Raw genomic sequence first — 23,326 nt, 5'->3', positions numbered from 1 at the left:
GACCTCAGGCGGCCTGCTCCCGACCGGGCCGCCCGCGCCGACGCGTGGTCAGGTACGCCACGGCGGCGCCGACCAGCACGCTGGCTGGGAGGCCGACCACGAGCAGCGCGATACCGACCTCGCCCACGTCCAGTATCACCGCGACGATTCCGACCGGCACGACGAACACGCAGGCAGCGACGGCGACGACCGCCGCCCGGTAGGCCCCGACGACGTCGGGCGAGAGGTCGCCGACGCGCCGCCCCTCGCGGTAGCGCATGGCTGCCAGGGCCGCCAGCGTGGCCGTCACCCCGACCGTGATGCCGACCGGGAGCCCGACGAGCAGCGATGGCCAGACGTGGGGGTCGAGCGTCGCCGTCACCACGACCGTCCCCGCGACGAACGCGAACGTCCCTGCGAGCACCGCGACGAGCCCTTCGACGATGGTTTTCATACCCTGTAGAACGCTCTCTGGGCCGATATACTCGTGATACGGTTCCCGTGACGTGGGAACGACGGTCCGGACTCACCCCAACGGTAATGCGACCGCCGGCCCTACTCGCCGGGTATGACCGCGCTCTCGTCGCTGTTCTCCCGAACGCCGAACCAACTTCGGACGCGTGCCGTCGTCAAGACGCTGCTCTACCGGGTGCTGATGGTCCTGGTGACGGTCGTGGTCGCGTTCCTGGTGACTGACGACGTCGCCGCGTCGGTGAACATCGGCATCGTGGCGAACGTCGTGAAGACCGGGACGTACTACGGGTACGAACGACTGTGGGACCGAATCGCCTGGGGCGTGTGAGCCACAGATAGAGCCGGGGCTCTCCGGTTCCTGGCCCCAGTAGAATCCTTCACTACGAACCCTTGTCGCGAGAAGCACTTAAAGAACGGAACGGTGGGAGTCGGACGCGACAGACCCACCGTACGAACGCGTCGCTCGGGTATCAGTTCGTTGCGTAGAATCATGGACTTGCTGGGATTTGAACCCAGGGCCTCTTCCTTGCGAAGGAAGCGATCTGCCGCTGATCTACAAGCCCGCTGTGGCATCCCAACGTAGCCCGTGGTGCGTATTAGTAACTTTCCTTTCGGGTCCCGTGCGCGGGTCGTTGTGACACCGCCAGCAGGTTGACCCGGCCGGCGGCGACGCCGACGAGGAAGCCGGTGAAGTGTGCGACGAGGGCGACGCGGGGGGCACTCGTCGCGAGGGTCAGGACCAGTGCGACGACCAGGAAGACCGCGTATTCGACCCAGCCCGGGAGGTTCAGTCGGGCGAGGATGCCGTCCGTGAGGCGGTTCCCGCCGAGGACGTAGCCGTAGAGGGCGAAGACGGCCCCGCTCGCACCGAGGACGCCGGCCCCTGGCCCGCCGACGAACACCTGCGCGATGCCCGCGAGAGCGCCGCTCACGACGAAGAAGGCGTGGAATCGCGCACGGGTCGTCCGGCGTTCGAGGAGGAACCCGACGAGGACGAGCGCGACGGTGTTCGAGAGCAGGTGCGCGAGGCTGGCGTGGGCGTAGACGCTGGTGACGAACGCCCACGGCTGGCGGAGCGGCGACTGGAGCACGAACAGGAAGTCGTGGACGCCGACGAGCCCGACGAGACCGGTGAACAGGCTCACGACCACCTGGACGGCGAAGACGATGGCGAAGAGGACGATGGTGTCGAGTGTCGGACTACCCGAGCGTCGAGACATATATACAGGAGGGTGCCGCAGCTACTAAACTGGTCGGGCAGTGCGACGACCGACGGCGACTGCGCGAGAGAGAGAAGCCGTCGGCAGCGTCCTCAGTCCTCGAGGACGATTTCGATGCTGACGTCGTTCGGCACCTGAATCCGCATCAGCTGACGAAGCGCGCGTTCGTCAGCGTCGAGGTCGATCAGGCGCTTGTGGACGCGCATCTCCCAGTGCTCCCACGTCGCAGTCCCTTCACCGTCGGGGGACTTGCGCGTCGGAATCTCCAGCGTCTTCGTCGGGAGCGGGATGGGCCCCGAGAGGTTGACGCCGGTCTTGTTCGCGATCTCGCGAACGTCGTCGCAGATGTTGTCGAGGTCGTCGGGGCTGGTGCCCGCGAGTCGGACGCGTGCCTGCTGCATCTGTTTACTTCTCGTTGACGCTCATGACCTTCCCAGCCGCGATGGTCTGACCCATGTCGCGGACTGCGAACGAACCGAGTTCCGGAATCTCGCTGGACGGTTCGATGCTGAGCGGCTTCTGCGGTCGGACGGTGACGACCGCGGAGTCGCCGGACTGGATGAAGTCCGGATTCTCCTCGGCGACCTCGCCCGAGGCGGGGTCCATCTTCTTGTCGATGGACTCGATGGTACAGGCGACCTGTGCCGTGTGTGCGTGGAAGACCGGCGTGTAACCGGCCGTGATGACGGACGGGTGCTGCATGACGACGATCTGTGCCTGGAACGTCTCGGCGACCGACGGCGGGTCGTCGGCGGGGCCACAGACGTCACCGCGGCGGATGTCGTCCTTGCCGATGCCGCGGACGTTGAACCCGACGTTGTCGCCGGGGCCGGCCTCCGGCACTTCCTCGTGGTGCATCTCGATGGTCTTGACCTCGCCACCGACGTCGGAGGGCTGGAACGAGACGTTGTCGCCCGTGTTGAGCATACCCGTCTCGACACGTCCGACCGGCACCGTACCGATGCCGGAGATGGTGTAGACGTCCTGGATCGGGAGGCGCAGCGGCGCGTCCGTCGGCGGCTGCGGCTCCGGCAGGTTGTTGAGTGCCTCCAGGAGGATGTCTCCGTCGTACCAGTCGGTGTTGTCGGAGCGCTCGGCGATGTTGTCGCCCTCGAACGCCGAGATCGGGATGAAGGTCGCGTCGTCGGACTTGAACTGGACCTGCTTCAGGAGCTTGTTGACCTCGCTCTTGACCTCGTTGTAGGTGTCCTCGCTGTAGTCGACGACGTCCATCTTGTTGACGCCGATGATGAGCTCGCCGATACCCAGCGTGCGTGCCAGGAAGACGTGCTCCCGGGTCTGGGGCGCGACGCCGTCGTCAGCTGCGACGACGAGGACGGCGTTGTCGGCCTGGGACGCGCCGGTGATCATGTTCTTGACGAAGTCGCGGTGGCCCGGACAGTCGACGATGGTGAAGTAGAACTCGTCGGTGTCGAACTCCTGGTGGGCGATGTCGATGGTGACACCGCGCTCGCGCTCTTCGGCGAGGTTGTCCATGACGTAGGCGAACTCGAAGCCGCCCTTGCCCTTCTCCTCGGCTTCCTCTCGGTACTGCTCGATTACGTGCTCTGGGACGCTCCCCGTCTCGAAGAGGAGTCGTCCGACCAGTGTACTCTTCCCGTGGTCGACGTGGCCGATGATGGCCAGGTTCTGGTGCGGTTTGTCGCTCATTGTTATATCTCACGCGCAGAGGCGCTGTGTGGGAATCTTTCGGCAGAAACGGTTAAAACCATTTCGATACGTACTCCTGCCTACCCCGTCTCCGTCTTGCGGTTTGTGTCACGGCGACATACGACAACCACTCCCAGACCCCCGACGGGTCGCCACCGGTAGCCGGTATCTAGCGCTGGGAAGGCACCGTCTTCCGACCCGGTTGGCAGTGCCTGACCGGACGAGTCACTCCAGGCGGGCCACGTCCGCGAGGACGGCACTCGCGGTCTCGTCACCGCCTGCCCCGCGCCCGCGAAGTGCCAGCGTCCCGGCGTGTCTGGTCTCCAGCTGGACGATGTTCTCCGTCCCGCTCACCGCCAGCGGACTGTCGGTCGGGACGAGCCTGGGGCCGACGCGAATCCCGTCCGGCGTCGCCTCGCCGATGAGTCGGACCGTCCGTCCGTCCTCCTGTGCGAGCGACAGCGCGCTCGGCGGGATGTCGACGATGCCGTCGACCGTCGCGTCCGAGAGCGTGTACTCGGGCTCCCCGTCGCCCAGCACGTTGGCGAGGATGACGCACTTCAGCGCGGCGTCGGTCCCCTCCACGTCGAAGGCGGGGTCTGCCTCGGCGACGCCGAGGTCCTGTGCCTCGGCGAGGACGTGTTCGTAGTCGAGTCCCTCGGCGGCCATCCGCGAGAGGATGAAGTTCGCCGTGCCGTTGAGCACGCCCCGGACCGCCGTCACCTGCTCCGGTCCGTAGTCGGCGACGGTGCCGAGGACCGGGATGGCACCGCCGACGGTGGCCTCGAACAGCACCCGGCCCTCGCTGTCTGCCTCGAGTCGGCGGACGTCGGCGTATCGCTCCGCGACCGGCCCCTTGTTCGCGAGGACGACGTGCCGGTCGCGTTCGAGCGCGCTCTGCAGGTGCGAGAACCCGGGGTCGGCGTCGTCGAGCGTCGTCGGCGTCGCCTCGACGAGCACGTCGTAGGGGGCCGCGAGCGCGTCGTCCGGGGTGGCCGACCCGACGGTGCCCTCCGTGGCCTTCCGGTCGAGGACCGCCTCGACGTCGACGCCGTCGGGGTCGACCACCGCGCTCGACGAGTCGGCCACCGCCGTCACGGTGTGGCCGCGTTCGCCGGCGAGTCGCACGACGGACCGACCGACGGCCCCGGCCCCGAAGACGGCGAGTCTCACGCCTCCACCTCCACGAGGGGTTCGACGACCATCAGGTCCTTTCGCTCCGCGACGGCACGGACCGCCGACAGCGCGTCGTCGACGAGTTCCGGGTCGACCGCGAGGTGGAGGCGTGCACTCGACGGTTCGGCGGTCCCCTCGGGTGCGTCCAGCGAGAAGTCGGTCACCGACGCACCGGTACACTCCTCGACGGACGACAGCGTGTCCGAGAGGTCGGTGTCGACGAGGTGGCCCACCAGCAGGACCGTCACCTGCTCCGCGTACTGCTCGGCACCGGCCTGCGTGACGGTCACGCCGGCCTCGCGCAACCCGTCGACGACGTTCTCGAACCGGGCCGGCGAGCACTCCAGGTCCACCTCGACCGGGATGTTCCCCCGGGGGGTGAGGTTGCCGCGCTCGTGGAACACCGACAGCAGGTTCCCCCCGTTCTCCGCGATGGGTCGGAGTGCACGCAGGAGTTCCCCCGGTTCGTCGACGAGTTCCAGCCGCACTGTGTACGCCCGCCGCGTCTCGGAGAGGTCAGCCATCGCCATCACCTGACACCGGGCGTGGTCGCTTCATACCAGGTCTGACCCGCCAGGCGGACATAAGCCTTCAGCCCCGTGCAAGTCTCTCCACTGTCTCGGGATTCGACTCGTCGGTCCGGTGGCTTCTTGAGCCGTCACCCGAACCCTCGGGTATGTCCGTCACTCGCCAGCTGTTCGAAGTCCTCGTCGCCAGCGTGCTCGGCATCGTCGGCATCCTCGTGACCTCGGCCGTCGCCCCGTCGCTGACCCAGACCATGGGCGTGCTCCTCGCCTGCGCCTACTACTTCTCGCGGTACCCCTACGGCGCACGCGACGGCGACGAGATAAACGAGCGCATCGACGCGTTCTACGACCGCTACCTGCCGTTCTGAACGGTACGAGCATCGGGCAGGCCCGGGGTCACTCCCTCGAACCCGTAGCACCGACACAGAGACCCGCCGCTACCCGGCGAACGAGAACGAAGAGAGAGAGAGTCTACAGGTAGTCGGCGCCTTCGGGCAGTTCCAGCTTCATGCCCTTGCGCTCGCGGATCTCCATGATCTTCTCGCGCTGGAGCGAGTCGGACATGAACTCGAAGCCGGCGTTCTCGGTGTTCCACGACGCGCGACCCTCGGTCGCAGAGCGGATGTCCGAGGAGAAGCCGATCATCTCGTCGACGGGCGCGATGCCCTCGACGACCATGAGGTCGCCCTCCTGGTACATGTCGTCGACGCGGCCACGGCGACCCTGAATCTCGCCGGACGCGGCGCCCATGTGCTCGTTCGGCACGTCGATGCGGACGTCCTGCATCGGTTCCAGCAGTGCGACGCCGGAGTGGATGAGGGCGCGGTGGACGGCCTCCCGAACGGCGGGGATTACCTGTGCCGGACCGCGGTGGATGGTGTCCTCGTGGAGGCGGGCGTCCTTCAGGCGGAGCAGCGCGCCCTGGACGGGTTCGGCGGCCAGCGGGCCGTCCTCGAGGGCCTCCTCGAGCCCCTCGATGACGAGTTCCATCGTCTCGTTGAGGTGCTGGATACCCTTCGTGTCGTCGATGAGGATGTTGGTCCCGTAGATGTGCTCGACGTTCTGGGAGGTGTCCTTGTCCATGCCGGCCTCCTGCAGGGTCTCGCGACGCTCCTGCTCGGGCATGTCCATCGAGACCTCGCCGAGGCGGATCTTCTCGACGACGTCCTCGCTGAGCGGTTCGAGGGTGAGGTAGAACCGGTTGTGTCGGTTCGGCGAGATGCCCTCGACCTCCTCGGTCGCCTGGCGCGGTGCCTCGCGGTAGACGACGATGGGCTCACCGGTGTTGACCGGGATGCCCTGGTTGCGCTCCATGCGCTGGGTGATGACTTCGAGGTGGAGTTCGCCCTGACCGGAGATGAGGTGCTCGCCGGTGTCCTCGTTGATCTCGATCTGGATGGTCGGGTCCTCCTTGGAGAACTGGCGAAGCGCCTCGATGAGCTTCGGCAGGTCGTCCATGCTCTTCGCCTCGACGGACTTCGTGATGACCGGCTCGGAGATGTGCTCGATGGACTCGAACGGCGTCATCTCGACCGAGGAGACGGTCGACCCGGCGATGGCGTCGCGCAGACCGGTGACGGCCGCGATGTTCCCTGCCGGGACGTGCTCGACCTCCTCGCGCTCGCCGCCCATGAAGATGCCGACGGACTGGATGCGGTTCGTGCCCGCGGTGCCGGAGACGTAGAGGTCCTGGCCCTTCTCGACGGTGCCGGAGAAGACGCGCCCCGTGGCGATCTCGCCGGCGTGGGGGTCCATCGCGATGTCGGTGACCATCAGGACGACCTCGCCCTCGTCGTCGACCAGGCGCATCTGCTCTGCGATCTCGCTCTGGTCGTCGCCGCGCCAGATGCGCGGGATACGACGGGGCTGGGCGTCGAGCGGGTTCGGGAAGTGCTCGACGACCATGTCCAGCACGACGTTCGACAGCGGGGTCTTCTCGTGGAGTTCCTGGCGCTTGTCGGCGCGTTCGAGTTCGATGATGTCGCCGAAGTCGAGACCGGTGCGCTGCATGGAGTTGACGGAGACGCCCCACATGTAGAGGGCGGACCCGAACGCGACGGTGCCGTCCTCGACGGAGACGGTCCAGTCGTCGACGTCGTCCATGTCCTCGGTCATCCCGCGGATGAGTTCGTTGACGTCCGCGATGACCTTCTGGAGGCGCTCCTGCATCTCCTGGGGACCCTCCTGCAGTTCCGAGATGAGGCGGTCGACCTTGTTGATGAACAGCGCCGGCTTGACGCCCTCGCGCAGGGCCTGCCGGACGACCGTCTCGGTCTGGGGCATCGCGCCCTCGACCGCGTCCACGACGACGAGTGCGCCGTCGACCGCACGCATCGCGCGGGTGACGTCGCCACCGAAGTCGACGTGGCCGGGGGTGTCGATGAGGTTGATGAGGTGGTTCTCGTCGTCGTACTCGTGGGTCATCGAGACGTTCGCCGCGTCGATGGTGATCCCACGCTCCTGTTCGTCCTCCTCGGTGTCCATCATGAGCTTCTTCGCCTCACCTTCGTCGGCGATCATGCCCGTTCCCGCGAGGAGGTTGTCTGTGAGTGTTGTCTTGCCGTGGTCGACGTGTGCGGCGATGGCGATGTTCCGGATCTGCTCCGGTTCGTCCATCAGTCGCTCGCACTCGTTGACTATCTTCTTGCGTCTACCCATTGGTATCTCCTTCCGGCACAAGGTTCAAAAGGGTAGTGTTTTCGTCCGGACCCAGTTCACCCGTATTCCCCGGTGCTTGCACGCGATTCTCTGGGTTACGTTCGTCAACTATACCCACGGAAGAGCCACCGAGTCACGGTGGTCGGCGACTTCCCAGGTCGGTTCCTGCTGTCGGTTCTGGCCCGGCCGGCGCCCCTCCCGGCAACGACGTACGTAGCCGCAACGCTCTTGGCCGCGAGTTCCGTGGTATAGTTGAACATGGAGGTTCGCGTACAGGGGGCTGGCCCGACCAGCCCGTTTCTCAGCGCCAAGGACGTCTTCGAGACGGAGTACGACGTAACCCTCCCGGTCCGCGTCCACGTTCGAGAGAACCCGGACGAACGGACCTGGACCGCCCACTACGACGACCACCACGTCCTCAACATCTCGCGGCGTGCAGCCACGAGTGCGATGGCACGAGAACTCTCGCTCCACGAGTTCTCGCACATGGCACGCTACGAGGAGTCACACCCCTCGCACACCCAGTCGACGGACGAGGCGCTGTTCCTCGGCCTCGCAGGCAACAGCGTCGAGCGCCACAAGGTCGCCCAGTGCTACCAGATAGCGAACCACATGAAGGACATCTACGCCGACGACATCACCGTCCGCCTCGCCCCCTCGGACAAACTCGTCTCGTTCCTCGAGTCGGGGCTGGCCGCCGCCGTCGCCGACCAGCCACGACCGTTCCGGGGCGGACTGGTCCCCGCGAACCCGGGGTCCGACCCCGACATCACCGCGGTCAACGCCGCGTTCGCGCTGGCGCTGGTCGAGCGACACGGACTGGTCGGCCGCGGCCACCGACTGTACGACCTGGCCGCCGCCGCCGCCAGCGACGCACCCGAGGTGAGTCTGGAACGGTTCAAACAGCGGTTCGCCTCGCTCGCCGACGACCCCAGCGAGAGCGAGTACCGGAAGGCACTGGTCGACGTGACCCGCGAGTACGCGCTGGGGAGCCAGCAGGCCGCCGACTGAGACCCACCGCCGACGCCGGCCCAGGGTGCACGTCTTGCTGAGTGGGAGAGACTTATTATGCTGATGTCGTTAGCGATAGCCGTGCCCTCCCCGTTCGAGATACTGCGCATCGACCCGGACGCCGACGACGAGGAGATAAGTCGTGCCTATCGACGGCGGGTGAAAGAGGCCCACCCGGACCAGGGCGGGAGCGTGCGGGAGTTCCAGATGGTCCAGACGGCGTACGAGGACCTCCGCTCCGGCGACCGGTCCGACTGGGAGGACGCCGACACCGAACCCGCGCCGGAGCGGTCCACGGGCCCACCCGAAGCAGACACACGGACCCAGGTCGAGTATCTCAACTACGAGGTGCTCGACGACCACGGCTGGGACCTCGACGACGACGACCTGTTCGAGAAGGCCGCCAGGGCGAGACTCGACGAGGACGACCACGGCTGGTTCGACGTCGAGTCCGGCGAGACGCTCCTCGAGGCGGCCGAGGACCGCGGCTTCTCGTGGCCCTACTCCTGCCGTGGCGGTGCCTGTGCGAACTGTGCGGTCGCGGTCGTCGAGGGCGAACTCGAACTCTCGGTCGACCACGTCCTCCCGCCCGAACTGACCGAACAGGGCATCCTGCTCTCCTGCATCGGCACGCCGACCACGCCCGAGATGAAGGTCGTCTACAACGTCAAGCACCTGCCGGAACTCGAGGACCTCTGGCTCCCACCCCGGCCGAACTGAGTGTCGACGGTCTCAGTGCGGCAGGACGCCAGCGACCGACCACCACAGGCCCGCGAGCGCCAGCGCCGCCCCGGCCACCGTGACGAGGGCGTCCGCAGGGGCGAACGACGCCGGTGGCGGCGTCGGGTTCCACGAGAAACAACGGGCGCGGAGCGCGACCGAGAGGCGGTCGGCGCGCTCGAACGCCCGCGAGAGGCCGACGAGTCCGACCCGGCGCGTCCGGTCGACGACGGACCGGCGCTGGCCGCCGCGTGCGTGCATCGCCTCGCGGACCGCCAGCAGGTCCCGGCGCAACAGCGGCAGGAACCGGAGCGTGAGCGCCATCCCGGCCCCGAGCAGGCGACCCGCCTTCCCCGGGACGTACCGCTGGACCGCCGCCCGCGTCGCCCGGACCGGCGTGGTCCGGACGTACGCCGCGCTCACGAAGAGGACGAGGACGACCCGCGAGACGGCGAGCGCCGAGTCGACGGCCCGCGCCGGCACCAGCCACGGCGGGCCGACCGTCACCGCGGCGACGAGCGGGCTGAGCGCCAGGAACGCGAGGACGAGTCGCAACGACCAGACCACGGCCAGCGGAGAGACGCGCGCCCCGGCAAGCGACGCCGCGGCGACGACGACCATCGCGGCCAGCCACCGCGGCGTCGGGTTGGCGAACACGGCGACGGCGAAGCCGACCTGGAACGTCAGCTTAGACCGGGCGTCCAGTCCGTGAGCGAACGAGTCGCCCGGGGCGTACGAGAGCACGGTCACGAGGGCGGGACGTCGACCCCGAGGTCCGAGAGGTCGGGGCGGACCGCCCCCGGCGGACCGTCTGCGACGACGCGCCCCGACGACAGTGCGACGACGCGGTCGGCACGGTCGAGCAGGTCACGCAGGTCGTGGGTGACGACGACGACGCTGGTGCCCGCCTCGTGCAGGTCGTCGAGGTGGGCGAGCACGGACCGGCGAGCACGCCGGTCCAGGCCGGCGAACGGTTCGTCCAGCACGAGGTGACCGGGTTCCATCGCGAGCGCGCCCGCGACGGCGACCCGGGACTGCTCCCCTCCGGAGAGTTCGTCGACCCGGTCGTCCTCTCGGCCGGCCATGCCGACGGCGTCGAGCGCCGCGGTCACCCGGCGGTCTATCTCCTCGCGTGCGAGGCCGAGGTTCTCCGGACCGAAGGCCACGTCGGCACCGACGGTCGCCGCCACGAGCTGGTCGCGAGGGTGCTGGAAAACCATCCCGACGCTGGTCCTGGCGGCGACGGGGTTCGCCGAGACGGACTCGCCGTCGACCCTGACGGTCCCCGAGTCGGGGGCGAGCAGGCCGTTGAAGTGCCTGACGAGCGTCGTCTTCCCGCTGCCGTTCGGACCCACGAGCAGCACGAACTCGCCGTCGCCGACGGCCAGCGAGAGTCCGTCGACGGCGCGGTGGCCGTCGAACTCGTGGACCAGGTCGTCGACCGCTATCATCCGGTGAGCGCACCGAGGTCACCGGCGCGGACCAGCGCGACGACGGCGACCATCTCGACGAGGTCGCCGGGGAGGTACGGGAGCATGACGGTGAACGCCCTCTCCAGCGACCACCCGAGCACCGACGCCATCCACGGCGTGCCGACGACGTAGATGACGACGATGCCGAGACAGACGGCCCCGACCTGCGTGGCGGTCGACACCGACGACAGCGGGCGGGTCCCCAGCCCCCTGTGGACGACGGCCGCGATGAGCGTCGCGGCGAGCAGGTAGCCGAGCAGGAAGCCCCCGGTCGACCCGAGGAGGGTCCCCAGTCCAGCGTGTCCCTGTGCGAACACCGGCGCGCCGGCGACGCCCGTGAGCAGGTAGACGACCAGCGAGAACCCGGCCCACCGCACCCCGAGCACCAGTCCCGCGAGGAACACGGCGGTGGTCTGGAGCGTGACGGGTGGCAGCGCCCCCGGCATGGGAAGCGAAACCTGTGCGAGGGCGGCGGTCAGCGCAGCGAGAAGCGCCGCCAGCGCGAGGTTCTGGACGGTCTCGTCGCCGACGAGTTCGACCGACTCGTGAGATTCGGACATGTCTACCGAACCCTCGTCAACCGCCAATATAGTTCCGGTTTACGAGATTGCTGCCGCCCACGTCGGTCCCGACTCAGGCCTGCGTGACGCGGACGAGTACGTCGTGGCCCTCCGTCGGGAACGGCTCGCGAGCGCGGCCGTCACGGTTGGACGTGACGAAGTAGAGGTCGCCGTTCGGCCCCTGCTCGACGTGGCGGATGCGCCCGAACTCGTTCTCGAACAGGACGTGGACGGTGGCGACGTACCGGTCGTCCATCCAGTCGGCGTCGAATCGCCGGCCGTTCTCGGCGGGGGGGAGGTCCTCGCCGGACCGGGAGAGGGTGACGGCGACGAGTTGCTGGCTGCGGAGGCCGCCGACGAGCAGTCGGTTCTGCAGCCCCGGGACGCTGTCGCCGGTGTAGAAGACGCCCCCGGTCGGTGCCCACGTCTCGTTGCCGGTGTTGACGACGGGGCGACCGACGTCGCTGTTCCGGTACTCGTCGGGCGTTCGGGCCTCCGGCCACCCGCTGTTTCGACCGGCCGAGACGAGGTTCACCTCGTCCTTGCCAGCCGGCCCGTGCTCGGCCACGACCGGCGTCGTGTCGGGCAACCAGGTGATGCACTGCGGGTTGCGGTGGCCGTACGCGAAGACCCGCCGGTCGCCCGTCTCCGGGTTGCCCGGTGCCGGGTCGCCGGTCGTCGTCACGCGAAGGACCTTCCCGCCGAGGGACTCGCGGTCGGCCGCGAGTTCGCGCTCGTTCGCCTCGCCGGTCGTTATCCATAGGTAGCCGTCAGGCCCGAACGCGATGCGCCCGCCGTTGTGGACGTTCGTCCCGGGGATGTCGTCGACGATGGTCTCCTGGGTCCGGTTCGGCGCCTCGGCTGACGCGTCGAAAGAGGCCACCCGGTTGTACCGCCCGTCGCCGTCCCGGTACGTGTAGTAGGCGTACACCAGCGGTGGGTCTGGAAAGCCCGGATGGGCGGCGACCCCGAGCAACCCGCCCTCGCCGCCGTCGACCCACCAGGTCTGCTCGTCGCCCGGTTCGATGGCTCCCGCGTCGATGGCGTCGTCCGGCGACACCACGTCGACGACGTCGCCCGATTCGAACCGGCGAATCGTGCCGGTCCGTTCGGTCAGGAACAGTTCGTCCGTGCCGGTGAACGAGAGGTCCCACGGAATCTCCAGGTTCTCGACCAGCACCTCGGTCTCGTACTCGTACGCCAGCGGCGAGTCCGTCGGTGCCGTCCAGTCCGGGTCGTACTTCGCCCAGTCCGCGCGGTCCCGGTCGACCGACCGGTCGTAGGTCGCCGTGTTCGGCTCGGTCGCCAGGGACTGCGACAGGCACCCTGCGAGGCCGAGCGCGCCGCTCGCGGCGAGGAACTGACGTCGCGTTGGAGGGGTCGGAGACATGCCGACAGCTATCGACAGGACCGGTAAATACTTCGTGTAATCGAACCGTCGCTCGGGGCGCGAGCGAGAGAGAAGCGAGAGAGCGTTAGCGTGCCGCGGCCGCGACGCGTTCTTTCTCTTCCTTCTGGCTGATGGCGTACGTCTGGACGTCGTAGTTGGCCGCACCGATGAGCTGGTCGGCCAGCGCCTCGGCGGCGGGCGTCGGCGTCTTGAACGACGCGTTCTGGACGCCCGTCGCGAGGAACATCAGCGCCTGGTCGACGCGACGCTGCGGGGCGACGTCGACCGCCTTCGGGACGGAGATGCCACCGTACTTCAGGCGGACGGTCTCCTCCCGCGGTGCCGCGTTCTCGACGGCCGTCACGAGCACCTGCACCGGGTTCTCCTCGGTGCGGTCGTGGATAATCTCGAAGCCGTCGCGGACGATCTGGAGCGCCTTCTGCTTCTTGCCCGTGTTCTCCTCGGTCTGCATCAGGCGGTTGATGAGACGCTCGACGATGGATATCTCGGACTTCTTGAACTGCTTGGAGGAGTGACGACCCATCGTGTGTGCGACCGGCGTCACGGTGATGTAGCGCTCGGTCGAGGGGTCGGCGTACTCTATCTCGGTGATGTCCCACGTCGCAAAGAGCTGTGCGCGTGCGCCCTCCTCGTCGGTGCCGGCGGGCTTCTCCGGTTCGGGTGTGTCTTCTGCCGCCATGGTTATCGCACCGGCTTCTCCGCGTTCCCGCGGACCAGTTCGAGCATGGCGACGCCGTTGACCTTCTCGACCTTGTAGTTCACGCCGGAGAGGTCGCCCATCGCACGACCCTTCGCCCCACCGATACCGGCGATGGTGACCTCGTCGTGCTCGTCGATGAACGAGATGGCGCCGTCTCCGGGGCAGAACGCCGTGACCTGCTTGCCGTTCTTGATGAGCTGGACACGGACGCACTTTCGAATCGCGGAGTTGGGCTGTTTCGCCTCGATGCCGACCTTCTCCAGAACGATACCTCGACCCTGGGGCGCGCCCTCGAGCGGGTCGGACTTCTTGCGAAGCCCTCGCTCGCGTCGGGCGTACTCAGAGTCGGACCACCGGTGGTTCTGGCGGTCCTTCTTGAGCTTGCGCGCGGCGTACTTGCCGTTTGCCATAGTACACGTCGGTATCTTACGGAGCCACTTAAGCCTCCCCTTTTCGAGTCGGGAGTTACGGCTCCAGCGACGGCGAGAGGGGTCGAAGGAGGAATCTGAGGCCGTCTCTCCGATTCGAGTTACGCACTCTGCGAGCGTTTTACTCCGAACGCGGGCCGGAAACACGCTCGTTTGGTGTGTTAGCCGGCCGAGACGTTCGCCAGTTCGCCATGCCGGTGACGCCGGGTCGTGACCGACGGGTCGTCGTCAGTCGCCGGGGGCCCAGCGACTCGCGGCGCGGTTCACGACCTCGACGTAGTCGGCCCAGAGTTTGACTGGGGTCGAGACCAGTCTCGCCGTGGGGCGGCCGGAACCGGCCTCGTCGTCGCCGTCGGCGTAGGACCGACGGACGGTGACGGTGTGGCCGCACTCGGGACACTCGTAGGCGGTGCCCGCCGTGGCGTCGGCGAGCACCCAGTCGCCGTCCGTCGGGCTCTCGTGGTCGCAGACGCTACAGAACAGCGTGGCCTTCCGTCGGCCGTGGTCCGCGTCGGGCGGTCGGGTGGCACTGGAGGGGGTCATGCGCGGGGCTAAGTTCTCGAACGGGAAAAGCCTCGCCTGCGTATGCGTACCGCACACGTATGAGGGGTTCACAGGGATATCGAGACATCCCAACACCTCGTACGTCGGCGGCTGTCCAGCCGCCCATCGTGGGGTGTCCCTGGGGCGCGACGGCGGCGTCCGCGCCGGACTACGCCGAGCCGACGTCGTCCAGGCGCGCCAGTTCGTCGTCGGTCAGGTCGATGGCGGTGGCGGCGACGTTCTGCTCCAGGTGCTCGACGCTGGAGGTGCCCGGAATCGGCAGTGTGACGTCGGAGTGCGCGAGGAGCCACGCCAGCGCTATCTGTGGCCTGGTGGCGTCGTGGGACTCGGCCACGTCGTCGAGTTCCGCGGCGACGTCGTCGTCCAGGCCGCCGGCGCCGAGGGGGTACCACGGGACGAACCCGATGCCGTAGGTCTCGCAGGCCTGCAGGACGGCCTCGTGCTCGCGGTGGCCGACGTTGTAGCGGTTCTGGACGGTCGCTATGTCGGTCACGTCCATCGCCGTCTCCAGCTGGTCGACGGTGACGTTGCTCACGCCGAGGTGGTCGACGACGCCGTCGTCCTTCAGTTCTGCGAGCGCCTGGATGGACGTCTCGAAGTCCGTCGACGGGTCGGGGCGGTGGTACTGGTAGAGGTCGATGGAGTCGACACCCAGACGGTCGATGCTACAGAGGTGGGCGTTGCGCAGGTAGTCGGGGTCGCCGTGGGGGAGCCAGTCGCCGTCGCGGTTCCGGAGCAGGCCGCCCTTCGTGGCGACGACGAGGTCGTCGCGCGTGCAGTCGAGCGCCTCGCCGAGGAGTCGCTCGGAGACGCCCGGACCGTAGGAGTCGGCGGTGTCGACGAAGTCGACGCCGAGTTCGACGGCGCGACGCGCGACGCGTTTTGCCTCGGCCTCGTCGTCCGGCGGGCCGATGATGTCCTCGCCCGTGAGCCGCATCGCACCGAACCCGAGTCGCCTGATGGTGGTTTCGCCGCCCAGTTCGAACGTCCCGGACTGGTTCTCGACCATGCGTCAGTCTGCGGTCGCGGTCCCCAAGAGTGTCCGTGTCCCGGCCGTCCGTGTGGTCGTTCGCGGGCGCCACCCGGACGGGCCGGCTACCAGTGGGGCGGCTACCAGTGAGTCGACGGCGAGGTCACGTCGTCGGTCACCGTGGTCGTGGTCCCGTTCGTGCCGCCATCGTCGCCCGACGTCGTGGTCGTCGGTTCGGGTTCGCCAGTGGTCGAGGTGCCGGACCCATCGACCGGTTGCTGCCCGCCGTCGAACGACAGCACGTTGACCGGTCGCCACGTGGTCTCGTCGACCACGGTCAGGCCGTCGGACGAGAAGACGTAGAGGTAGTCGCCGACGTACGCGGCGCGCGTCGCGGGCGTGTTCGTCTCGACGAACGTCTCCTGGTTCAACGACGTGTCGAAGACGTAGCCGCCGCGCTCGGTCGGCAGGAAGAACACGCCGTGGCGCTGGTCGTAGAGGAACGCGTGGTGGGTCCGGGCGATGGCCGACCAGCGTGCGTCGACGACGGTCGACTCCGCGACGGTCGGCGACGACGGGTCGGACACGTCGAAGACCGTCGCTTTCACCTGCCCGTCCTCCCGTCCGATGCCGAGGATGCGGTCCTCCGAGAGCGGGTGGAGGTAGCGCGAGAACCCGGGGAGTTTCAGTTCGCCCCGGACCGTCGGGTCCGCCGGGTTCGAGAGGTCGACCACGTAGAACGGGTCGACCTGCCGGAACGTGACGACGTAGGCGGTGTCGCCCTGGTACCGGACCGAGTAGATGCGCTCGGTCTCGCCCAGGTCACGAACCGACCCCCGGACGTCGAGCGAGTCGTCGAGCGTGTAGAGGTCGTTCACCGAGGTGGCGCCCATCGGGTCGACCGTCGTGGCGATTCGCAGGGTCCCGTTGTGTTCGTCCAGTGCCCACTGGTTCAGCGGCCGTCCCGGGACCGACCCCGTCTCGGCGACGGTCAGCGAGTCGCCCTCGACGTCGACGCGGACGATTCCCGACCGCAGCAACGAGCGCTTGCGTTCGTCGACGTACTCCCTGTAGCCCTCGTACAGCAGGGTCCGGAGTTCCTCGCGCTCGTCGCCGTCCTGCCGTGCGAGCCAGTCCTCGACGACGGCGTTGAGTTCCATCTGGCGCGCGGCCGGCGAGAGGTCGTACCCCGCGAGTTCGTCGAGGCGCGCCCTCGCCTGCTCGTCGAGCAGGTCCGACGAGCGCAGGTAGCCACCGAACGTCTCCGCCCTGCTGGCCCGTTCGGTGTAGGTGAGGTAGATGGAGTCGTTGTCGACGTACGTCGCCGAGTGGGTGCGCGTCCCGAGGAAGGACACCCGGTCGTGGGTCTGGCCGGAGGCCGGGTCCATCGAGACGACCGTGTAGGTGACCGAGGCGTCCGTCTGGCCCGTGGGGTGGTACACGTCCGTACACGGCGTCCCCGGTCCGTCGGTGAACGGTTCGACCGGACAGGGGTCGTCGAGGTCGACGCCCTGCTGGAGCACGAGGTGGATGCGCCCGTCGCTCAGGCGGGCGGTCCGTATCTGTGCGTTCAGCCCCGTCGCCCAGACGCGTTCGGGGTTCTCGCGGCCGGAGACGTCGTAGCCGCTGATCCGGTCCTGACCGAGGACGACGAGCGTCTCGTTCACGAGCAGGAGTCGTCCCGAGTCGGATATCTCCGAGCGGACGACGGGCGAGGCCGGTTCGCTCGCGTCGATGACCCGGGTCTTGCCGCCGGTCTCGGTCCGGTACCGCCACCCGTCGGCGTAGTACAGCGTCCCCGGGGCCGTCTTCAGTCGGTCGGGTTCGTCGACCCCCGTCACCTGGACGTTCGTGTCCGAGACGCGCACGTCTCCCCCGCTCCCGCCGTCGCCCGAACCGGCCTGGGCACTCTCGGTGCTCACGGTCTGGCGCTCGGCGTCCGCGGTGGGTTCGACGGCGACGTCCGGTCCCCCGACGACGTACGACGTCGACTGCCGGTTCGCCGCCCTGACGTACTCCTCGAACGCGGCGGCCGACTCGAACTGCTCGACGGTCGCCGCCTCGTCGAATCCCGGTTGCCCGTCACTCGGTCCCGACTCCGTCCCGTTCTTCGGGGCCGGGTCCGCGGCCTCGTCGGCCACGATCGCGATGGCACCGGCACCGCCGACGACCACGGCGACGGCGGCCACCAGTGCGAGAAACTGCAGTGAACGTTGCATATGCTACAGCACGATATCGGACCTAAAGGCCGTATCCCATGCTGAAACGCCGGTTTCAGTTTGTGAGGGCAACCGTTTTGACCGTGGGGTCGGAGTGGATACAGTATGAAGGTCCTGCTGGGCATCGAGGGGAGCGACGAGTCGGTGAAGACGCTGGAGAAGACCGTCGAACGCGCCCGGGAGACCGGGGACGACCTGACCGTCGTCGTGGTCGAGAAGGAGGCCGCACAGCGCTCACAGACGGAGATGGCGGAGCTAGCCCGCCACCGACTCGCGGAGGCCGGCATCGAGGGCGAGGTCCGCGTCGTCACCGGCGACCCGGGGAGCGCGCTCGTCGACATAGCCGAGCGCGAGTCCTTCGACCAGCTCACCATCGGCGGCGGCACCGAGAGCCCGATGGGAAAGATTCGACTCGGTTCCATCACCGAGTTCGTCCTGCTCAACGCGAACGTCACGGTGCAACTCGTCAGATGACTCCAGAACGCGTCTACCCCGACGAACCCGCCGGCCCGTTCCCGAGCCCCCCGACCACGTTCGAGGACCGGGAGGCCCGACGTATCGATATCGACGTCACCGGACCCGAGGCCAGAGACGACGTGACCGCGATGTACGTCGACTTCGACCCCGCCGACCGCGCCCAGGGCATCCCGCCGACCGGCGAGGAGCGCATCCGCGAGTGGCTCACGACCATCTTCGACGAGGGACTCAACGTCGTCGCGACCCACGAGGGTACCGTCGTCGGCCACGCCACGCTCGTCCCCGACACGAGCAGCTTCGACACCGGAGAGCGAGCCTACGAACTCGCCATCTTCGTCCTCCAGGCGTACCAGCGCGCCGGCATCGGCCGACAGCTACTGACCAACCTGCTCGGCTACGGACAGCGAGAGGGCGTCGACCGGGTCTGGCTTACCGTCGAGCGCTGGAACCGCGCCGCCGTCGAACTCTACCGCGACGTCGGCTTCGAGACCTGTGGCTCGGAGAGCTTCGAACTGGAGATGTCCCTGCTGTTAGACGGAGAGTAACGGCTGGCTCGCGTACAGGAGCACGTATTCTGCCGCCTTCGCCAGCACGTCGCCGGCGTCCTCGGCCATCGACTCCCGTGGCACCACGATGAAGTCCGCACCGAGTTCTTCGGCAGTGTCGAGTACGACGCTCCCGGGATGCTGGGCCTTCCGCGACGTCGAGAAGCCGTAGGCGGTCGAGTTCGACAGCGGCACGCCGTGGTCGGTCGCGAGGGCCTCCACGTCGTCGATGAACGACTGGGTCTCGGCCGCCACGTCGTCCTCGTCGACCGCACCGTCCTCGATGCCCCGGACGACGTCCTGACCCACGACGTAGACGGCGTGGACCCTGGCGTCGTAGCTCTCCGCGATCGCGACCCCGTACTCGACCGCCGTCGCGGACTCGTCGCTCCCGTCGACCGGCACGAGTACGAGCTCTACGTCGAGGGCGTCGGTCATGTGCTGGAGTGCGAGGGCACGCACCAAAAACGTGCCCCCTCCGGCCCTGTGGTGCGCCGAGGGCGCGCCCGCCTCCGGTCGGGTGACGGGCGAGCAGGGAACGGTCGTCACGAACGCACTTTCGAAGCCCTTAACCCCGCGAACGGAAAAGTGACGAACAACTCGCTGGGGAACGGGCACCAGCGGGCACCTGCCCACACGCAGGTCATCGGAATGTGGTTCGCGCGACGCGAACTGAACCGGACGACGCCCGTGGTGATACACATGGCACGAAGCTTCTACTCCCACATCAAGGAAGCGTGGCGAGACCCGGACGACGGGAAACTCGCAGAGCTGCAGTGGCAGCGAAAACAGGAATGGCGGAAGCAGGGCGCCATCGAGCGCGTCGAGCACCCGACCCGCCTCGACAAGGCCCGCGAACTGGGCTACAAGGCCAAGCAGGGCATCGTCGTGGCTCGCGTCGCCGTCCGCAAGGGGAACGCCCGCAAACGGCGCCACAAGGCCGGTCGCCGGTCGAAGCGCCAGGGCGTCAACCGCATCGGTCGCCGGAAGAACATCCAGCGCATCGCCGAGGAGCGAGCGTCGCGCAAGTACCGCAACCTGCGCGTGCTCAACAGCTACTGGGTCGGCGAGGACGGCAGCCAGAAGTGGCACGAGGTCATCATGGTCGACCCCGAGCACCCGGCCATCGAGAACGACGACGACCTGAACTGGATCTGTGACGACCGGCACCGCGGCCGTGCGTTCCGCGGCCTGACCAGCGCCGGGTCGAAGAACCGCGGCCTGACGTTCAAGGGCAAGGGCACCGAGCACACCCGTCCCTCGAACACGTCCGGCAAGAGCCGCGGCAAGTAAGCCGGCTCACAGAACGTCTCTCCGGCCGATATCGCCACCGAGCGACGGCACCGGTCCTCGACATCGAACGGTTCTTGTCCGGGGGCGGCCGACCACGACCGGATGAACGGAATCGCGCTGGCGCTGTTCGCCGCCGTCCTCTTCGGGGTCTACATGTTCGTCGTGAAGCGGTACTTCGCGGCGTATCCCGCGTCCGTGTTCATGTTCGGGGTGTACGCGGCGGCCCTCGCGTGGTACCTGCCAGTCGCCGTGCTGACGACCACCGGCGTTCCGCTCCCGACGACGCCGACGACGCTCGGCGCGTCGGTGGCGGTGAGCGTGGGCGTCGTCGTCGCGTTGCTGGCGTTCTTCCGTGCGCTCTCGACCGGGGACGTGAGCTACGTCGCACCCATCAGCAAGGTCGTCCCCGTGTTCGTCCTGCCCATCGAGATAGCGCTGCTGGACGAGCAGCTCTCGGCGATGCAGGTGGTGGGCGTCGTCGTCGTGACCGTCGGTCTCTACCTCGTCAACTACGAACCGGGCGAGTTGCTGACGCCGCTGTCTCGAATCGGCAGCACGCGTCCGGCCCAGCTCGCCCTGGCGAGTGCGGCGACCTTCGGCGTCGTCGACGTGGGAAAGCGGGTGGTGTTGAACGACATGGGCGTCGACCCGTCGGCCTTCGTCGTCGTGATGCTCGCGACGACGTTCGTCGGCGTCTGTCCGCTGGCGCTCGCACGGGTCGACCGCGAGGCGATGGCGGCCGACTGGTGGAAGTTCGTCGCGGTCGGTGGCGTCGTCGCCGGCGGTCAGCACGTCATCTCGCTCGCGTTCACGACGCTCCCGGCGAGCGTCGCCTCGCCGGTCGTCAACGCACAGGCCGTCGTCGCCGTCGTCCTCGGCGGGCTGGTGCTGGAGGAACCCAACTTCGAGACGCGACTGGTCGCGGCGGGCGTCGCCATCGCAGGCGTCGCACTCGTCACGCTCGGCTAGCCCTGCCCGTTCGCAGGGGGACGGACCGCCGAAGCGATTCGAGTTCTGCAGCGACGGGCGCGGGAAGCGCGTCGAGTGCGGCGTCGACGTCCAGTTCTACGGCGATACGCCGTGCCAGATGGGTGTGCGGCGTGGCGACGAGCGTCGCCAGGTAGGAGACCCACAGCAACCAGACGGCGTGGTCGATGCCGTCGGCGTCGACGACCCGGTAGGAGGTCCACCCGGAGTCCGGGTAGAGCGAGTGTGCCCTGACGAGGCCGGCCGCGACGAGTCTGTCCCCGAGCGGCCGGTAGAACTCGACGTCGACGAGCCCCGAACGGTGGACGTGGCCGACCTCGGCGGTACCCAGGTAGAACGCGCGGCCACCGCTCCGGTGGTCGCGGTCGGTCACACCGGGCCAGGCGGTCACCTCGGTGGCGATGGCGTCGACGACCTGGAGAGTGAGACGGTCTTCCATGCTACTACAGAGGCGCTCACCGGATATCACCGTCTCGTCGGGCTGGACCGGCGGCTCTGGGGGACGGTGTGCCGCGAGAATCGCCGGCGAGTGACCGCCGAGCTAGAGTTCGTCTTCGTCCGGGAAGCCGTCGTACTCGGTGATGTCGACGCCGTCGGACGTGACCTCACACAGGACCAGTCCGTTGCCGGAACCGGTGTCGCGCTCGGCCGCGCTGCGGACGGCGCGGGCGGCGACGCGCTTTGCGTCCGCCATGCTGATGTCCTCGTGCCACTCGCCTTCGAGCAGGCCGTAGGCGACCATCATGCCGGAGCCGGTGACGGTGTAGTCGTCCTCCATGACGCCGCCGGCCGGGTCGATGGAGTAGACGTGGCTGCCCTCCTCGTCGACGCCACCCAGGATGGGGTTGATGGCGAAGAACGGGCCGCCCCGGGCGAAGTTACCGGCGAGCGTCGCCAGCGCGTCGATGGTCATGTCCTCGCCACGGCGGGTCTCGTAGAGGTTGACCTCGGCGCGGAGGGACTTGATGAACGACTGTGCGCCGCCGACGCTCCCGACGAGCGTCATCGCGGCGGTCGGGTGGATCTGTTCGACCTTCACGACCTGCTTGTTCGAGACGAACCGGCCACCGAGACTCGCCCGGCGGTCGGTCGCGATGACGACGCCGTCGTCGGTGGAGATGCCGACGGTGGTCGTTCCGGTCTTGTTGACGCTGTCTTCGTCGCGTTCCTGTTCTCGCCACTCGGCCGCGCCGAGTTCGGGTTCGTAGGGGTCGGTGTTGGTGAGCTTCATTCTTCTTCTTCACCCTCCGTCAGGAGGTCGAGTTCGCGCAGTCGGTTCGCTATCTCGTCCACTTCGAGGGACCGGTACTCACCCGTTTCGGTCTCTACCGTCGAGATGGCGAGACCTTCGGCGGGGAAGCCGTCTTCCTCGCCGACGGCGAGTGACTCGATGGCGAGGTCGACGGCGGCCTGCAGGGACATGTCCTCTTCGTAGTGGTCCTCGAGGTGGCGCTGGATCTCTTCGCGGTTCCCGCCGATGGCGATGGCCTTCCACTCGTAGGGAGTCCCGGAGGGGTCGGTCTCGAAGAGGCGGGGTTCGCCGTCCTCGACGCCGCCGACGAGCAGTGCGACGCCGAACGGGCGTGCGCCGCCCGTCTGGGTGTACTGCTGGATGTGGTCGGTGACGTGCTTCGTCAGCGTCTCGACGCCGATGGTCTCCCCGTACCGCAGCTGGTTGACCTGGGCCTGGCGGCGGGCCATGTCGATGAGTTGCCGCGCGTCGGCGACGTGGCCGGCACTGGCGATGCCGATGTGGTCGTCGATCTTGTGCAGTTTCTCGACGGAGTCGCGCTCCATCAGCGACGAGCGACTCCGGCGCTCGGCCGCGAGGACGACGCCCTCCGGCGTTCGAATCCCGATGCTCGCGCTGCCGCGCTTGACGGCCTCGCGAGCGTACTCGACCTGGTAGAGACGTCCGTCCGGCGAGAAGATAGTGATTCCCCGGTCGTACGCCTGCTGTTGGTTTTGGCCTTGCATTGTCTAGCTTAACCTGAGGTTAGTGACGTGTTTGTAAGTACTTTTTGTACTCCCCCGGAGACGGCGACGACTCGGGGCGCTGCTGCGTGTCCTGTCGATACAGTCCCAAGCCCCATAACGACACCGCACTCGGCCAGACACGTGGTCGACCGGAAGGCGCCGGCGAAACGGACAGTCGGACGGGTGTTCTCTGCCCGGTGTGGAACACTCGGTGCGTTCGCGCTCGAACCCGGCTTTCGCCCGCGACCGGAGCACGCGGGACAGCTGGTCCGCGACGTCCCAGTAGC

The 23,326-nt window shown here is 68.0% G+C and carries 28 protein-coding genes and 1 tRNA gene; 8 read left to right on the top strand and 21 right to left on the bottom strand.

Annotated features, from left to right (window positions below; translation table 11 throughout):
• Window positions 1-4 precede the first annotated feature (4 nt).
• Window positions 5-433 carry a DUF8147 domain-containing protein gene (locus ACSC1W_RS00465; RefSeq protein WP_435344423.1) on the bottom strand — a complete coding sequence of 143 codons (429 nt, stop codon included), beginning with the start codon at window positions 431-433 and terminating at the stop codon, window positions 5-7.
• 114 nt (window positions 434-547) lie between these two features.
• Here ACSC1W_RS00465 and ACSC1W_RS00460 point away from each other — a divergent pair, with 114 nt between their 5' ends.
• Window positions 548-781 (top strand): DUF2061 domain-containing protein, encoded by a 234-nt coding sequence (locus tag ACSC1W_RS00460; RefSeq protein WP_435344421.1) that lies wholly within the window; start codon window positions 548-550, stop codon window positions 779-781.
• A gap of 163 nt (window positions 782-944) precedes the next feature.
• Here ACSC1W_RS00460 and ACSC1W_RS00455 read toward each other — a convergent pair.
• The 6 genes from ACSC1W_RS00455 to ACSC1W_RS00430 all read right to left on the bottom strand — a co-directional run bounded on the left by ACSC1W_RS00455 (window position 945) and on the right by ACSC1W_RS00430 (window position 5,044).
• A tRNA-Ala gene (locus ACSC1W_RS00455) sits at window positions 945-1,016 on the bottom strand.
• Window positions 1,017-1,049: 33 nt separating this feature from the next.
• Window positions 1,050-1,673 carry a rhomboid family intramembrane serine protease gene (locus tag ACSC1W_RS00450; RefSeq protein WP_435344419.1) on the bottom strand — a complete coding sequence of 208 codons (624 nt, stop codon included), beginning with the start codon at window positions 1,671-1,673 and terminating at the stop codon, window positions 1,050-1,052.
• Window positions 1,674-1,765: 92 nt separating this feature from the next.
• On the bottom strand, window positions 1,766-2,074 hold the full coding sequence (gene rpsJ, locus ACSC1W_RS00445) for a 30S ribosomal protein S10 (RefSeq protein ID WP_261649817.1): 309 nt from the start codon (window positions 2,072-2,074) through the stop codon (window positions 1,766-1,768).
• 4 nt (window positions 2,075-2,078) lie between these two features.
• The gene (gene tuf, locus ACSC1W_RS00440; protein ID WP_435344417.1) at window positions 2,079-3,344 is read right to left on the bottom strand and encodes a translation elongation factor EF-1 subunit alpha; all 1,266 of its coding nucleotides are present in this window, start codon (window positions 3,342-3,344) and stop codon (window positions 2,079-2,081) included.
• Between the two features lie 225 nt (window positions 3,345-3,569).
• Window positions 3,570-4,517 (bottom strand): homoserine dehydrogenase, encoded by a 948-nt coding sequence (locus ACSC1W_RS00435; protein WP_435344415.1) that lies wholly within the window; start codon window positions 4,515-4,517, stop codon window positions 3,570-3,572.
• On the bottom strand, window positions 4,514-5,044 hold the full coding sequence (locus ACSC1W_RS00430) for an amino acid-binding protein (RefSeq protein WP_435344413.1): 531 nt from the start codon (window positions 5,042-5,044) through the stop codon (window positions 4,514-4,516). Before ACSC1W_RS00430 ends, ACSC1W_RS00435 begins: the two co-directional genes overlap by 4 nt.
• Window positions 5,045-5,196: 152 nt before the next feature.
• On the opposite strand from ACSC1W_RS00430, the gene ACSC1W_RS00425 reads away from it, so the two are divergent.
• The gene (locus tag ACSC1W_RS00425) at window positions 5,197-5,415 is read left to right on the top strand and encodes a hypothetical protein (protein WP_435344411.1); all 219 of its coding nucleotides are present in this window, start codon (window positions 5,197-5,199) and stop codon (window positions 5,413-5,415) included.
• A gap of 103 nt (window positions 5,416-5,518) precedes the next feature.
• Here the strand turns inward: ACSC1W_RS00425 and ACSC1W_RS00420 are convergent, their stop codons facing one another.
• Window positions 5,519-7,705: an elongation factor EF-2 gene (locus ACSC1W_RS00420; RefSeq protein ID WP_435344409.1), complete on the bottom strand. Its 2,187-nt coding sequence runs from the start codon at window positions 7,703-7,705 to the stop codon at window positions 5,519-5,521.
• A 258-nt stretch (window positions 7,706-7,963) separates the two neighbouring features.
• Between ACSC1W_RS00420 and ACSC1W_RS00415 the strand changes: the two genes are divergently transcribed.
• The gene (locus ACSC1W_RS00415; RefSeq protein WP_435344407.1) at window positions 7,964-8,716 is read left to right on the top strand and encodes a DUF5781 family protein; all 753 of its coding nucleotides are present in this window, start codon (window positions 7,964-7,966) and stop codon (window positions 8,714-8,716) included.
• Window positions 8,717-8,797: 81 nt separating this feature from the next.
• Window positions 8,798-9,436 carry a ferredoxin Fer gene (fer, locus tag ACSC1W_RS00410; RefSeq protein ID WP_435344406.1) on the top strand — a complete coding sequence of 213 codons (639 nt, stop codon included), beginning with the start codon at window positions 8,798-8,800 and terminating at the stop codon, window positions 9,434-9,436.
• A gap of 12 nt (window positions 9,437-9,448) precedes the next feature.
• On the opposite strand, the gene ACSC1W_RS00405 is transcribed toward fer, so the two are convergent.
• From ACSC1W_RS00405 to ACSC1W_RS00365, 9 genes are all read right to left on the bottom strand, one after another.
• Entirely contained in the window at window positions 9,449-10,180 is a 732-nt protein-coding gene (locus ACSC1W_RS00405; protein WP_435345987.1) for an energy-coupling factor transporter transmembrane component T family protein, read from the bottom strand.
• A 2-nt stretch (window positions 10,181-10,182) separates the two neighbouring features.
• A complete protein-coding gene (locus ACSC1W_RS00400; protein ID WP_435344404.1) occupies window positions 10,183-10,887 on the bottom strand; it encodes an energy-coupling factor ABC transporter ATP-binding protein in 705 nt (234 codons plus the stop codon).
• Window positions 10,884-11,468: a biotin transporter BioY gene (locus ACSC1W_RS00395; RefSeq protein ID WP_435344402.1), complete on the bottom strand. Its 585-nt coding sequence runs from the start codon at window positions 11,466-11,468 to the stop codon at window positions 10,884-10,886. Before ACSC1W_RS00395 ends, ACSC1W_RS00400 begins: the two co-directional genes overlap by 4 nt.
• A gap of 73 nt (window positions 11,469-11,541) precedes the next feature.
• A complete protein-coding gene (locus ACSC1W_RS00390) occupies window positions 11,542-12,858 on the bottom strand; it encodes a PQQ-dependent sugar dehydrogenase (RefSeq protein WP_435344400.1) in 1,317 nt (438 codons plus the stop codon).
• 85 nt (window positions 12,859-12,943) lie between these two features.
• The gene (locus ACSC1W_RS00385; protein WP_435344398.1) at window positions 12,944-13,558 is read right to left on the bottom strand and encodes a 30S ribosomal protein S7; all 615 of its coding nucleotides are present in this window, start codon (window positions 13,556-13,558) and stop codon (window positions 12,944-12,946) included.
• A 2-nt stretch (window positions 13,559-13,560) separates the two neighbouring features.
• Entirely contained in the window at window positions 13,561-13,989 is a 429-nt protein-coding gene (locus ACSC1W_RS00380) for a 30S ribosomal protein S12 (RefSeq protein ID WP_089733776.1), read from the bottom strand.
• 246 nt (window positions 13,990-14,235) lie between these two features.
• The gene (locus ACSC1W_RS00375; RefSeq protein ID WP_435344395.1) at window positions 14,236-14,550 is read right to left on the bottom strand and encodes a DUF8106 domain-containing protein; all 315 of its coding nucleotides are present in this window, start codon (window positions 14,548-14,550) and stop codon (window positions 14,236-14,238) included.
• Between the two features lie 169 nt (window positions 14,551-14,719).
• Window positions 14,720-15,580 (bottom strand): aldo/keto reductase, encoded by an 861-nt coding sequence (locus ACSC1W_RS00370; protein WP_435344394.1) that lies wholly within the window; start codon window positions 15,578-15,580, stop codon window positions 14,720-14,722.
• 101 nt (window positions 15,581-15,681) lie between these two features.
• Complete coding sequence (locus ACSC1W_RS00365) at window positions 15,682-17,760, bottom strand: beta-propeller domain-containing protein (RefSeq protein ID WP_435344392.1); 2,079 nt, start codon at window positions 17,758-17,760, stop codon at window positions 15,682-15,684.
• 105 nt (window positions 17,761-17,865) lie between these two features.
• Here ACSC1W_RS00365 and ACSC1W_RS00360 point away from each other — a divergent pair, with 105 nt between their 5' ends.
• Complete coding sequence (locus ACSC1W_RS00360; RefSeq protein ID WP_435344390.1) at window positions 17,866-18,234, top strand: universal stress protein; 369 nt, start codon at window positions 17,866-17,868, stop codon at window positions 18,232-18,234.
• Complete coding sequence (locus tag ACSC1W_RS00355) at window positions 18,231-18,782, top strand: GNAT family N-acetyltransferase (protein ID WP_435344388.1); 552 nt, start codon at window positions 18,231-18,233, stop codon at window positions 18,780-18,782. Before ACSC1W_RS00360 ends, ACSC1W_RS00355 begins: the two co-directional genes overlap by 4 nt.
• Here the strand turns inward: ACSC1W_RS00355 and ACSC1W_RS00350 are convergent.
• Window positions 18,768-19,220, bottom strand: a complete 453-nt coding sequence (locus ACSC1W_RS00350) for a universal stress protein (protein ID WP_435344386.1) — start codon at window positions 19,218-19,220, stop codon at window positions 18,768-18,770. The two genes, ACSC1W_RS00355 and ACSC1W_RS00350, sit on opposite strands and share 15 nt — an antisense overlap.
• Window positions 19,221-19,484: 264 nt before the next feature.
• On the opposite strand from ACSC1W_RS00350, the gene ACSC1W_RS00345 reads away from it, so the two are divergent.
• Together ACSC1W_RS00345 and ACSC1W_RS00340 are read left to right on the top strand one after the other, a co-directional pair.
• Complete coding sequence (locus ACSC1W_RS00345) at window positions 19,485-20,075, top strand: 50S ribosomal protein L15e (RefSeq protein ID WP_435345985.1); 591 nt, start codon at window positions 19,485-19,487, stop codon at window positions 20,073-20,075.
• Between the two features lie 102 nt (window positions 20,076-20,177).
• Entirely contained in the window at window positions 20,178-21,044 is an 867-nt protein-coding gene (locus ACSC1W_RS00340; protein WP_435344384.1) for an EamA family transporter, read from the top strand.
• Here ACSC1W_RS00340 and ACSC1W_RS00335 read toward each other — a convergent pair.
• The 3 genes from ACSC1W_RS00335 to psmA all read right to left on the bottom strand — a co-directional run bounded on the left by ACSC1W_RS00335 (window position 21,031) and on the right by psmA (window position 23,039).
• Window positions 21,031-21,501, bottom strand: coding sequence for a luciferase domain-containing protein (locus ACSC1W_RS00335; protein WP_435344382.1), 471 nt, complete (start codon window positions 21,499-21,501; stop codon window positions 21,031-21,033). The genes ACSC1W_RS00340 and ACSC1W_RS00335 overlap by 14 nt on opposite strands.
• A gap of 102 nt (window positions 21,502-21,603) precedes the next feature.
• On the bottom strand, window positions 21,604-22,293 hold the full coding sequence (gene psmB, locus ACSC1W_RS00330) for an archaeal proteasome endopeptidase complex subunit beta (protein ID WP_435344380.1): 690 nt from the start codon (window positions 22,291-22,293) through the stop codon (window positions 21,604-21,606).
• A complete protein-coding gene (psmA, locus tag ACSC1W_RS00325) occupies window positions 22,290-23,039 on the bottom strand; it encodes an archaeal proteasome endopeptidase complex subunit alpha (protein WP_435344378.1) in 750 nt (249 codons plus the stop codon). The genes psmB and psmA overlap by 4 nt, the downstream gene beginning before the upstream one ends.
• Between the last annotated feature and the right edge of the window lie 287 nt (window positions 23,040-23,326).

The organism is Haloarchaeobius marinus (assembly GCF_051207415.1).
GTDB lineage: Archaea > Halobacteriota > Halobacteria > Halobacteriales > Natrialbaceae > Haloarchaeobius.
Note: the sequence above shows the minus strand (reverse complement) of the source record. Positions and strands in the feature narration are given on the sequence as shown.